Consider the following 11,833-nt stretch of genomic DNA (forward strand, 5'->3'; position numbering starts at 1 on the left):
TCACTGGGAAGCCCGCACTCTATGCGTCAGCATGAGTGCGGGAGTACGTCACGAATGTTGGGGGTTTTGGGGAGAGGCAGGCGTGCTTTCCGGCTCGGGTTTGGGGGTGGCTGGGTCTGAGGGAGACGGTTCAGAGGTTGGGCTGCCCGACGAGACAGCCACCATGGCGTGGCGAATCACCAAGTCCCCCAGCTTGTAGCCCGGTTGATATTCGACGGCCACCACATCTTCGGGGTACTCGCTGCTGGGCTGGCGGGCTATGGCCTCGTGCAGGTTAGGATCGAAGGGCTGGCCTACCGATTTCATGCGGGATACGCCCATCTTTTTCAAGCATTCCACCAGCAAGCGATAGACGCTTTGGTAGCTGTTGTGCACCTCCCGCTCGCGGTCGGTCTCCAGCTTTAACTGCTGCTGCGCCCGCTCAAAGCTATCCACCACAGGCAGGATCTCCAGCACAAATTTCTGCCGTTCTTTTTGGCTGAACTCCTCTTTTTCCCGCTGGGTACGCCGTCGGTAGTTCTCAAAATCGGCATAGAGGCGGATGTAGGACTCTTCCTTCTCTTTCAGTTGCTGGCGCGTTATTTCCAACTCCTGCTGGAGCTGCTTTAAGGTTTCGCTGAGATCCTGAGAAGCCTCAGCGCTGGCTTCGCCAGAGGAGGTGCTGGCTTCCGCTTCACGGTCTTCCAAAATCAGCTTCTCCAGCTCTGCTTCTACGTCGATTTCCTCTTCCTGGAGTTCAGGATAGGCATCTTCTGTGGGCATCGGTTGCTTTTCTTCAGCAGTCATGGGTTATGTCGACAAGCGTGATTAAGGAGCAGTAACGTCGGGTGCCGACAGTTTGGCAGTCTCAAAACCAGCGTCGCAATCAGCCAAACTGGGCTCTGTGCTGATCGTATTCTACCGACTCCTCTGCCAGCCAGTTGAGATCCCTAGTTGTTCTAGCCTACCAGCAGGCTGTCCTGGAGCTGGCCCAAGCTCTGGGGAAAGTAGATCTCGGCCAAGTTGGGAATGAGGTGCCAGTTGTGGCGGTAGATGGGCTGGATGGGGGAATGGGTGTGAATGTGGCGGGCGAGAAAGTCGCGGATGCTGTCGGCGGAGATCCAGAGGGTTTGGGCTTCTTGGAACATACTGTAGCCCCCCCCACCGCCGGCGCGGTAGTGGTTGATGGCCAGGCGAAAGGTCTGATCCGGCTGCACCGGCTGGCCGCGAAATTGTAGGGTCACCAAGCGCTCGCCTACAGGGCGGGTGAGATCGAAGCAGTAGTCGATGCCGTGGTAGAGGTCGAAGGTGTAGCCGCGGGCTTCGGGGGCGACGACAGAGGCGGGATCTGCCGGGAGATGCTCGGGATCCAACTGGCGAAAATAGCCAGCGGTCTGCTCGAGGGCGCGTCGCAAGATGTCGCCGGTGATCTCCAAGACGCAGAGGGTGTTGTCGTAAACGGTGAGGCTGTAGGCGTCTTGCAGAAAGATGGGGCCCGCTGCCAGGCCGGCACTGCTGCAGATGTTGACCAGGGAGAGCTCCGCCGAAAGGCCGGCCTCCCGTACCGCCTGCAGTTGGGCCTGATGGAGCAGCTCTGCTAGGGGGTTGGCCCCAAAACGGGCTGCCAGCCCGCCGCGATAGGCACAACGGGCCTGCCCAATGGGCTGGCGGATGTAGCGCAAGGTGGCCTGGTGGTAGGGCTCTGTCAGGGCCAGGAGTTCGGGATCGGCAGGGATCCCTTCCGCAGCCAGCAACTGGGCAGTTTTCCCGACAACTTGCCAGCGTCCGCCGTGGCGCTCCAGCTCCAAAGACACGTGGGAAAGGTGGCTGCCCCAGTAGCCGGGCTGCACCACCAGGGCCTTGGCCCCCCCCAGGCCGGCAATGGTCTGATGGGTGTGGCCGGAGAGGATGACGTCGATGCCCTCGAGCTCGGCCAGGGCCAGCAGCTCGTTTTCCCCCACCAAGCTTTTGTTGCTGGCCCAGCCGCGGCGATCCGGGCTGCGCCAGCCCTCAGGGCTGCGCAGGGGAGGCAGTTGGCTGGAACCGCTGTGCAGGATCAGCACCAACACGTCCACCTGGGGCCGTAGCAGCGACAGGTAGTGCTGGGCAGTTTCCAGCAGGGGGGCAAAGCGCAGCCCCGCAATGTAGTCGGGCCGCTCCCAGGTGTCGATGCGGGGGGTGGTCAGCCCCAGCAGGCCGACGCGGATCCCGGCCTCTTCTCGGATGAGGTAAGGGCGAAACAGCGGATCCCCGTTGTGGCGGAGAATATTGGCGCACAGGGTGGGACAGCGGAGATCGGCGGTGAAATCCTGCAGCACCTGCAGCCCAAAGTTAAAGTCGTGGTTGCCGGGGGTAAAGGCGTCGTAGCCGAGGGCGTTGAGGGCGTGGGCCATGGGATGGGGGGAGACCCGCTCCACCTGGGCATAGTAGGTGCCCAAGGGGGATCCCTGGATCGTGTCGCCGCTGTCGATGAGCAACACTGGATCCTCGCTGGCTGCTCGCACACGCTTGATCAGGGTGGCCAGCTTGGCCAAGCCATGTTCTGCAGGGATCCCGGCAAAGTAGTTCCAGGGATGCAGGTTGGCGTGGAGATCGGAAGTGTGGAGAATTGTTAACCGCATTCCAATATCATAACTGAAGCAAAAGCCGCAATCCAAGCTCCCGTTTTCTGGGGAAGGGGGCCGTCACCTCAGCAAAAACAGCACCTGCACGCAGCCCACCAAAAAACCCAACAGCCCCCCCAAGTTGACGATGGCCTGCAGTTCCTGGCGCACAATTTGCTGAATGGCCTGCTCCAGCTCAGCAGGGGAGGTGGCGTTGACTTTGTCGGCAATCACCTGATCTAAGTTCAACACGGGGATCACCTGCATCATCAGCGATTCCAGATCCCGCTCTAGGTAGCGCTCCAGGATCAAAGCCAGGTCGGCGCTGATCTGATCGATGGAGGCGATCAGCGCCTTGGAGTTGCGCAGGCGACCCAACACCAGGCTGGCCACTTTTTCCCAATCGATGCTCTCCCCCAGCCCCTTGATAACCTCTGGCCCTTGGCTGCGCAGGTAATCTTGGATCCCATCGCGCAGGGCACGGCGCAACTGACGTACGGCGGAAACCGGCAGGTTTTGCAGGGAGAGGTTCTGCAGGATCTCGGTCAGGCGGCGGGGGGCGTTGATGTCTTTGAGCAGATCTTCCAAGATGGCCTCTGCCCCTTCCGGCTCCTCCAGGCAATAGGTGCGCAGGCGCAGCAGGGCGTTTTTGAGGCCAAACAAGTTGGCCACCAGCCAGTAGGAGCCGGTGGCCCGCTCGCGAAATTCTTCATCCAAAGCTTCGATGTTGCGATCGGTGAGAAAATCCACCAGGTTCTGCCGCAACACCTTGGGGGGCAGCGCCTGCTTCAGGATCCACTCCGAAAGCTGCCGGGCTTGCTCGGCGTTGAGGCGCAGCTCTAGCAGCACCTGGTCGAACAGTTGGTTAATCGGCCCCTCCAAAAAAGTCTCCTGACGGGCGAGCACCTTCACCAGGCGGGGCAACGACTCGTTGAACAGATCGGCCAAGATGCGCGCCAGCACCTGAGCGGTTTGCTGCTGTTGCTCGGGGTTTTGCAGCCGATCCAGCGCCACCCCCAGCAGCCAGCGGATCCCTGCCTGCATGCGCTCAGTTCGCAGCAGCTTGCGGGCCAGATTGTGCAGCTCCTCTGGCGTGAGCAGGGATCCCATGATGGTCTTGGCAATCTGCTTGGCCAGGCGGGGCTGGTTCTGCGGGATCAGGCCGGGCGTGAAGGGGATGCGCCAGCCGAAAATCCGATAGGCCCGGTAGGGCCGGAAGAGCATCTTGATGGCGATGTCGTTGGTGAAATAGCCGATCACCAGCCCGGCCAGGGGGGGCACGACGTAGATCCAAAGGGCCATGGAGCAAACTTGGGGGGATCTTCTCTACTCTACCGACCCGCTCCTGCTCGCTTCTTGTCAAGGCTATTGGATGATCAGGCTCTCGCTCAGTTCCAGTTCCACCAGGGTGTTGGGCTGCAGCGTCACCACCCGGTCGATGTTGGTACTACCTGCAGCAGCACCCGCCAGGCCGCCGGCCAGGATGGGCAAAAAGCCCCATCCCCCTGTGAGCACCCCCAAGGCCAACCCGCCCGCCGCCCCATAGCCCGCCCCACGGGCGACGGTGGTGCCCACATCGGCGTTGCGATCCAACCCAACCGGGAGCAGTGCAGACTGGCCTCTAATGAGATAGGTAGAAGGGCCGATGGTGAGGCGGTTGGCCACAAAGCGGTTGCCGAGGATCTGTTTCCGCAGGTCGGCATTGTCTTCGCCACGACTGAGGGGATCCCTGGGCCTGTAAACCGGCTCAAAGGTGCCCCACACCACACTCCCTGGCGGGATCACCACCTGGCCAAAGCGATCCAGCACTGGCTCGGAGACTTCCAGGTTGGCGCTGATGGCCTGGTAGGGCTGGAAGGTGATGGGTCGGTAGACCGTAAGAGGAATACGGGTGCCGGCAGGCAGCTCGCCCCGCGCGGCCCCAGCCAGGTTCCCCCCTGGGCTGAGGTCGGGCCGCCGTTGATAGGAGTAGGCTTCGCCTGGCGGAGCTGGTCCACCTGGGGCCGCTTGAACGGGCACCACCGGAATTGGGGCCGGGCTCGGATCCCCCGGTGGGGGGAGGGGATCCCCCGTGAGGGGCATTTGCGGCACCTGAGGCACAGGCGGCAGGGCTTGCGGAGCCGTGGAGCCGGGCGGGTTGCTGAGCAGAGGCAGGGTAGGGACGGGATTTGGCTGAGGGGCTTGGGGCGTGAACTCGAACTGCTGGGCAGTGATGGGAGCGACCGCCGCAGCCCACAACACCCCACTCACCAGCCACCCAAAGCCAACCCTTTGCCACGACGGCAAAAACGGCTGCAACGCTGAGCTCATGGATCCCGTCCAGTCACAACTGGCAGTAGCTTAGCATCCTGACCAGCTCGTGCCCACTAGATGTAGTATCTAGGGGCAACCCATTGGCCTTTAAAACACCACTAAAGCCTGTTCATGGGATCCCTCTTGCCTAAGAAGGGCTGGGAGAGGGAGAAGGCAAAGGCTCCACTACAGGCTCTGGGGTGGGGGTAGGCGTTGCTGTTGCGGTCGGAGTCGCTTCCGGTGTGGGCGTGGGTGTGGGAGTCGGCGTGGGTGTTGGAGTGGGTGTGGGTGTTGGAGTAGGGGTGGGTGTTGGAGTAGGGGTGGGCGTTGGAGTGGGTGTGGGCTGGGCGGCCTGCACCTGGAAAGACCACTGCTGGATGGCGGTGTTGCCGCTGGTATCGGCAATTTGGACGGCAATCAAGGTCGGTCGATCGGTGGGCAGCGGCTCGGCTGGGGTGTAGGCGAAGCCGGTGCGGCTGAGCTGAGCTTGGGCGGTAACGTCCACGTTGTTCACCAGCAGGGTAAAGCTATTGAGGTCGATTCCCTGGTCATCTTGAAAGCGAGCGGAGATGGATGGGCGCGGGTTGTCGGTCACCGCTCCGTTGGGCGGCGCCAGGTCGCTGATGGTGGGGAAGGTGGTGTCGGTCACCCGACCGATGCTGATGGTTTTGTCCGGCAATCGCACCAGGGTCACCAGCCCATTCCGCTCCAGACGGGCAAATACTGGCGCTTCCGAGGCCCGGTCTTGGCTGCGGAAGGTGTAGCTGCCCTCGTATTGGCCGGGGCGGGTTTCCTGCAGGGGCAGGTTGTAGGCAATGCCGGGAATGGAGAAAGACGCCTGCGCCCCTGGCGATCCCAGCAAATACACCGTCAAGGTATCTCCCGGCTTGACGGATCCCAGCTCCTCGCGGGCAAAGAAAGTTCTCACCTCTGGGGCGGCGGGCAGCGTTTCCACCAGCGGCTCCACGGGGATATCCGGCGTGGCCAGGGGCTCAGGCGTGGGGGGGACCTGAGCCAGAAGCTCGGTGCGGATCCCTGGCCCGGGGATGGCAGCTCCCACAGGCGGGTCTAGGCTGGGCACCCGGCCCACCTTGGCCAGCGCTTGGTAGGTGAGAGCCGCCACTTCCCCCCGCGTGGCCACCGCCTGGGCATTCAGTCGGGTGGGATCAGGGTAGAGCACCAACAGACCTTCTTGAACTGCTGTCGCGATGGGGGCGCGGGCAAAATTGGGAACCAAATTGGCATCGGTAAAGCCGGACAGAATGGCTTCAATTTGACCGGGATCCTCGAGGAGCCTGCCGTTGGTGGCGGCGCGGGTCAGAACGGTGATGGCCTGGGCGCGGGTGAGGACATCGTTGGGACGGAAGGTGCCGTCGGGAAAGCCGGAAACCAACCCCGCTGCTGCCGCCGCGCCGATGGAGGGAGCTGCCCAACTGGGAATGGGATCGGCAAAGGGGCGCACAGGGACGTTGGTATCTAGCCCAAAAGCTTTGGTGACGATAACGGCAAACTGGGCCCGCGTAATCGACTCGTTGGGGCGAAAGGTGCCGTCTGGGAAGCCGCCGATGATCTGCCGCTCATTGAGCCCGGCGATGTACTGGGCGCCCCAGTAGGTGCTGATATCGGAAAGTTGCGCCCAAACGGGATCCGCAACCAGCAACAAACTGCCCCAGCTCGCTATCACGGCTGCCGCCTTCCAACTTTGCCAAAGAGAAAACTCACGCATCCCCTACAACTCCTCGCTACCTGCTAGAAAGGCTCTAAGAAAAGACATCGGCCCAAACAATCAACAATCGAAGAAGAGCCGGATGGAGTTACCCACTCCGTAACCCTAGACGAAAAAATCTCCTGAAAAGTTCTATCGGTTTCCGAAGTTTCACGGGGCGGGATTGGGGTAGCGCTGGTGCACCGCCTCAATTTCTGCCAGGATCGCAGGCGACAGCTCCACCTCGAGGCAACTGAGGTTTTCCTTGAGCTGGGCCAGGTTGGTGGCCCCGATGATGGTGCTGGTGACAAACCAACGGCTGCGCACAAAGGCCAAAGCCAACTGGGCAGGGGTCAGGCCGTGCTGGCGGGCAATGCGCACGTAGGCAGCCACGGCCTCTTCCACATTGGGCTTGCGGTAGCGCTGGCCAAAGCCCTCGAACAGGGCCAAACGGGATCCCGGCGGCTTGGCGCCCCCCAGGTATTTGCCCGTCAGCAGCCCAAAGGCCAGGGGGCTGTAGGCCAGCAGCCCTACCTGTTCGTGGCGACAGACCTCCGCCAGCCCCATCTCAAAGGTGCGGTTGAGGAGGCTATAGGCGTTTTGAATCGAGACTACCCTGGGCAAGCCCAACTGCTCGGCCACGTGGCAGAACTCGCAGACTCCCCAAGGGGTTTCGTTGCTCAGGCCGATGTAGCGCACCAGGCCCTCCTGCACCAGTTCCGCCAGACCCTGCAGTTGCTCGGCAATGGGAACCGTGGGCCGCTCTTGAGAGGGATCGTAGGCCACGCCCCCAAACAGGGGCACATAGCGATCCGGCCAGTGGATTTGGTAGAGGTCGATGTAGTCGGTTTTCAGGCGCTTGAGGCTGCCGGCCACCGCCTGTTTGAGGTTGTTGCGGCTAATCGAGAGAGACCCGCCGCGGATCCAGTGCCAGGGCCGCCCCGGGCCGGTGATCTTGGTGGCGATGACAAGGCGCTCCCGCGGCTGGTGCTGCAGCCACTCGCCGATGTAGCGTTCTGTGGCTCCCTGGGTTTCCGCCCGCGCCGGCACCGGGTACATCTCAGCCGTATCGATGAAGTTGATCCCGTGTTCTACTGCGTAATCGAGCTGTTCCCAAGCCTCAGTCTGGGTATTCTGCTCACCAAACGTCATGGTGCCGAGGCAGATCTCCGAAACCTGCAGAGGACTGTGGCCAAGCTGGCGGTAGCGCATGGGAACTTGCCGTCTCCAACCCTAAACAGCACACCAGTCCCCATTGTGCCCAAAACTTGCCAGCCCCTGGGATCCCTGCCCCTACTCTTGCTGCAGCACAGGCATGTACTCGCGGTAGATCTGGTTTAGGATTTCCAGGCCAATGCGGGTGCGACTGTCGGGGGGACGCAGCTCGATGGCTGCCCTTACTTGCAAGATGGTGCCCACCGGATAGGGCGAGCGCAGCTCCTCCCGCTTGCCCAAAAACACATCCGTGAAGTAGTCGATCAGCCGCCGTACCTGCGCCATGTCCTTGCGGGAGATCTCCATATCCAAAACGGTGGCCAATTTGGCTCGCATGGCTTGAAAGCTCTGTTGGCTGGTGTTGAGGGCCACCCGCTTGGCCAGGCTGTCTACCACAATTTGGCTGATCTTCTCCACATTTTGAGTCACGATCTCGCGGTGGCGGCCAGCAAAGCGCAGTTGCACTTCATCTAAAAATCGTTCGCGCTCCAGGATTTGGATGCCCTGCTGCTCTAGATCCACTCCGTAGCTTTGCAACTGCTTGTACTGATTCAAAACCCATTGGTTGTAGAACGAATCGGCCAAAACCCGCCAATAGCCAATGATCGTCGCCTCGGCAAAGGGGATGCTCAGCAAATAGGCCTCGCTGGTAATCTGGTGCAAATGTTCGGTCAGCTTGTCCCGCTCTTTTTCGTCCAAGTGGGAAGTGCGGGGCACCCAGACGGCTCCGTACTCGCTTTTCACCTCCACCGGCAGGGATGTGAGGAGAGTGTCGAAAAATTGATGGAGGCTGAAAAGGAGAAACTTATTGGGATCCTGCAGGCGGTTGAGCAGCTCTTGTTTTTTCTCTTCTTGATATTGGGCTACCAGCTGCTGGGCCTCGGCGGCCTGGCTGCGCGCTGCCTCCACATCTTGCCGCAGCTTTTCGATCTCTTCTGCGCTCGGCACCTCGCCAGCAGCAGGCTCCCCCTCTCCACTGAAATAGCTGCCGCGCGGCCCTGGATCCCCAAGGCTTGCCAGCGGTTCGTCGCTGTCGTTGTCCAGCGTCAGCAGGTGAGAAAGAGCCTGCAGCCGAGCCCGTCGATTGGAAGAGTAGAGGGATCCCACTTCCACCGGATCCCGACTTTTCCAACCGTCCAGTCCACCGATGCGATAGAGCGTGTAAAAATACTTGCTGAGCAGAATTGCCAACAGATGCTTGTTTTTGACCTCGTTGTACTCCAGGTAGGCCCGCAGACACAGTTGGAAAGCGATGTTGGGCAAGCTGCGACACACCCCTATGATGTGGGAGTACACCCTTTGCAGGTGCGGCCGAAAGCGGCGTGGGATCGCCTCGGGCCGCAGGCCGCGCAACAAGAACTCCGGCTGGCGTAGATCTTGAGGGGTGAAGTAAAAACTTTCTTGCCAAAGCAGCTCGTCCAGGTCGCGGGCAAAAATCGGCTTCAACTGATCGATGATCTGCTCGACAACCGCTTCGTTAAAAACCGGTATGATTTTTTCAATACGCAGTTCCTCGTAAATAGAATGCAGCCGCTTGCTGCGAAAGTCTTCGATCGAGATCAGCCCCTTCATGGTTCCAATCCGACCGTCGCTCAGCAGGAACTTATAGACAACTTCAGCAGTGGCGCCTGGGGAGAGAACGGGAGTTCCGGTCAAGTCGGGGCAAATTTGCAGGGGGCGCAGCAAGCGGCTGGTTTCACTGATGCTAAAGCAACTCCAAGCTGCCGGGTTGAGCACCACCGACGACAGGCCGGCCAGCAATTGCTTCTCGTCCAGATCCTCCAGCCGGATTTCTCCCCTGGGAGCTTGGCGGGGTGCCGCGGCTGAAGCCGCCTGCGAATCCCGAACGGACGGAGGAGATAACGGTAGAGGAGACGCGCTCATGCAGCCAAGGCCGTTTAACCTCAAAGTTCACTCTAGACCGGCAAAGGATGGATAAGATGTGATCCGTATCTCTTTGTCCAATGGAAGTCTCTAAAGCAGAATCTGCCCAAAAACCCCCCCGCTGTTATCTATTCCCACCAGTATCTTGAAACGGTCAGCTTTTGGGTAGCGTGCAACCACGGTTTTAGGGATCCACTAAGGGATACGCAACTTTAGCTCTGGGGGATGAGGTTGCTGAGGCTTTTCCGCTAACCGCCCTCCAAGCCGGTTTTTCTGCCGCAACTCCTGGGCTAGGATAAACGGTCTGCCTACCAGTACGGGCTAGAGTTGCGTTTTAATTCGGGTTGATTCGGGATTGAGGTGCAGTGGTCATGACGGCCATTTTGATTGTGGACGACGATCCCACGATTCGGCTGGTGTTGAAGCGATCCCTGGAGCGGCAGGGCTACACCGTCGAGATGGCCAGCGGTGGCTTGGAAGGGCTGGAGAAAGCTCATCTCCTAACCCCGGGGCTGATTATCTGTGACTGGATGATGCCGGATATGGATGGGCTGGAGGTCTGCCGGCGCATCAAGGCGGATCCCAAGTTTTCCACCACCTTCTTTATTTTGCTTACCGCTCGCACCGAAGTCGAAGACCGCATCCAGGGCCTGGATGCCGGGGCAGATGAGTTCCTCAGCAAGCCCATCGATCCCAATGAATTGCGGGCGCGGGTGCGGGCTGGGCTGCGCTTGCACCAGCTCAGCTATGACCTGCAGCAGCAAACGGCCCGACTGCGGGCGGAGTTGGCCGAAGCAGCCAGCTATGTGCGTTCGCTTTTGCCCAAGCCGGCCGACTTCCCACCTCACCAAATAGCGATTGAGTGGTGCTTTTTGCCCTCCCAGGAGCTGGGGGGGGATTCGTTTAACTACCACTGGCTAGACGAGGATCACCTGGCCATCTACCTGCTAGATGTGTCAGGGCACGGGGTGGGATCCGCGTTGTTGTCGGTGTCGGTGATGAACCAGTTGCGTTCCCAGAGCCTGCCCGATACAGACCTGCGGCAGCCGGATGCGGTGTTGCGCGCCCTCAACCAATCCTTCCCAATGGGATCCCACCATGAAATGTACTTCACCCTTTGGTATGGGGTCTATCAGCCGGGATCTCGCTTGCTTTCTTTTGCCAGCGCTGGCCACCCCCCCGCTCTGTTGGTTGCGCAATCAGACCCCATCCCCCTAGACCTGAAGACCCCCAATTTGCCGATTGGCATTTTGCCCGATCAGGACTTTGCTAGGGACGAAGTCCGGATCCCGGCCAACAGTTGTCTCTACGTGTTCAGCGACGGGGTTTACGAAGTGTCCAGCTCGGAAGGGATCTGGGGGATAGAGAACTGGAAGTCCTTCCTAAGCAAGCATGCCTGCGTTGGCCTCGATCACGTTCTGCAGCACATTCAGTCTTTCCGCGGCAAGGCCGATCTTGAGGATGATTTTTCTCTGCTCCGTATTAGCTTTGGCTAGTGCAAGCCCGCTCAAGCTGAGCCGGGGGCTGCTCTCCGAAGCTGCTCCCACTGGCTAGGGGTAAAGGTACGGAGGGCTAGGGCGTGGAGACGGCCATCCTGAAGGTAGGGCTTCAAGGCCTCGTTCACCAGCCGGTGCTGTTTGATGAGGGGGAGGCCTTGGAATTGCTCAGCTACGACGACAGCCTGAAAATGGTTGCCATCGCCAACTGTATCTTCTACCTGCACCTTGGCTCCGGGCAGGGCAGCCTGTATCAACGCCTCGATTTCCCGCGGATCCATGCACCGTCTTCCTAGCTTCGGCTCAAGACAACTTAGAGAAGCTCTCCCAATGCCTGCAGATGTTGAGTTCCTATAGCGGGGACTGGATTTGAACCAGTGACCTTCGGGTTATGAGCCCGACGAGCTACCAGGCTGCTCTACCCCGCGGCGCTTTTCTAGCCTAGCTTGTCCTCCGGCTAACCGGCAAGCCTACACCTTGAGTTTCGCCGGGCATTCTCTTCGGGGATCCCCGTCGCACCTGGATGAGCTGGGCGGTGATGCTGATGGCAATCTCGGCGGGGGTTTCGGCGTGGATCTCCAGACCGATGGGGGCAAAGAGCCGAGTAAACTACCCGACTCCGACCGCTAAAGCGGTACGGAGCGGGCTTTCAGTAGCCC

At 60.4% G+C, this 11,833-nt stretch carries 10 protein-coding genes, 1 tRNA gene and 1 pseudogene; 2 read left to right on the forward strand and 10 right to left on the reverse strand.

Annotated elements, in window-relative coordinates; genetic code table 11:
• Positions 1 to 48 precede the first annotated feature (48 nt).
• The 7 genes from grpE to GG26_RS12825 form a co-directional block, all read right to left on the reverse strand.
• Positions 49 to 786 carry a nucleotide exchange factor GrpE gene (gene grpE / locus GG26_RS12795; protein ID WP_228375447.1) on the reverse strand — a complete coding sequence of 246 codons (738 nt, stop codon included), beginning with the start codon at positions 784 to 786 and terminating at the stop codon, positions 49 to 51.
• A gap of 152 nt (positions 787 to 938) precedes the next feature.
• Complete coding sequence (locus tag GG26_RS12800; protein WP_011429855.1) at positions 939 to 2,600, reverse strand: bifunctional metallophosphatase/5'-nucleotidase; 1,662 nt, start codon at positions 2,598 to 2,600, stop codon at positions 939 to 941.
• Positions 2,601 to 2,663: 63 nt separating this feature from the next.
• Positions 2,664 to 3,884 (reverse strand): DUF445 domain-containing protein, encoded by a 1,221-nt coding sequence (locus GG26_RS12805; protein WP_011429856.1) that lies wholly within the window; start codon positions 3,882 to 3,884, stop codon positions 2,664 to 2,666.
• Between the two features lie 63 nt (positions 3,885 to 3,947).
• Positions 3,948 to 4,892: a hypothetical protein gene (locus GG26_RS12810; RefSeq protein WP_168173639.1), complete on the reverse strand. Its 945-nt coding sequence runs from the start codon at positions 4,890 to 4,892 to the stop codon at positions 3,948 to 3,950.
• A gap of 130 nt (positions 4,893 to 5,022) precedes the next feature.
• Positions 5,023 to 6,600 carry an S-layer homology domain-containing protein gene (locus tag GG26_RS12815; protein WP_414390997.1) on the reverse strand — a complete coding sequence of 526 codons (1,578 nt, stop codon included), beginning with the start codon at positions 6,598 to 6,600 and terminating at the stop codon, positions 5,023 to 5,025.
• 150 nt (positions 6,601 to 6,750) lie between these two features.
• Positions 6,751 to 7,791 (reverse strand): NADP(H)-dependent aldo-keto reductase, encoded by a 1,041-nt coding sequence (locus GG26_RS12820; protein ID WP_011429859.1) that lies wholly within the window; start codon positions 7,789 to 7,791, stop codon positions 6,751 to 6,753.
• A gap of 81 nt (positions 7,792 to 7,872) precedes the next feature.
• Positions 7,873 to 9,678 (reverse strand): hypothetical protein, encoded by a 1,806-nt coding sequence (locus tag GG26_RS12825; protein WP_228375448.1) that lies wholly within the window; start codon positions 9,676 to 9,678, stop codon positions 7,873 to 7,875.
• Positions 9,679 to 10,049: 371 nt separating this feature from the next.
• Between GG26_RS12825 and GG26_RS12830 the strand changes: the two genes are divergently transcribed.
• The gene (locus GG26_RS12830) at positions 10,050 to 11,174 is read left to right on the forward strand and encodes a PP2C family protein-serine/threonine phosphatase (RefSeq protein WP_414391001.1); all 1,125 of its coding nucleotides are present in this window, start codon (positions 10,050 to 10,052) and stop codon (positions 11,172 to 11,174) included.
• Positions 11,175 to 11,185: 11 nt separating this feature from the next.
• Here the strand turns inward: GG26_RS12830 and GG26_RS12835 are convergent, their stop codons facing one another.
• Entirely contained in the window at positions 11,186 to 11,320 is a 135-nt protein-coding gene (locus GG26_RS12835) for a BolA/IbaG family iron-sulfur metabolism protein (protein WP_240527876.1), read from the reverse strand.
• Between GG26_RS12835 and GG26_RS12840 the strand changes: the two genes are divergently transcribed.
• Positions 11,258 to 11,470 carry a hypothetical protein gene (locus tag GG26_RS12840; protein WP_240527422.1) on the forward strand — a complete coding sequence of 71 codons (213 nt, stop codon included), beginning with the start codon at positions 11,258 to 11,260 and terminating at the stop codon, positions 11,468 to 11,470. The genes GG26_RS12835 and GG26_RS12840 overlap by 63 nt on opposite strands.
• A gap of 58 nt (positions 11,471 to 11,528) precedes the next feature.
• On the opposite strand, the gene GG26_RS12845 is transcribed toward GG26_RS12840, so the two are convergent.
• Positions 11,529 to 11,602 (reverse strand) — tRNA-Met (locus tag GG26_RS12845).
• A gap of 13 nt (positions 11,603 to 11,615) precedes the next feature.
• Positions 11,616 to 11,768 (reverse strand): annotated as a pseudogene (locus GG26_RS12850) (hypothetical protein); the annotation flags it as partial.
• Positions 11,769 to 11,833: the final 65 nt, after the last annotated feature.

This window comes from Synechococcus sp. 'PEA 65AY6A-5F PE A' (assembly GCF_047462575.1).
Taxonomy (GTDB): Bacteria; Cyanobacteriota; Cyanobacteriia; order Thermostichales; family Thermostichaceae; genus Thermostichus.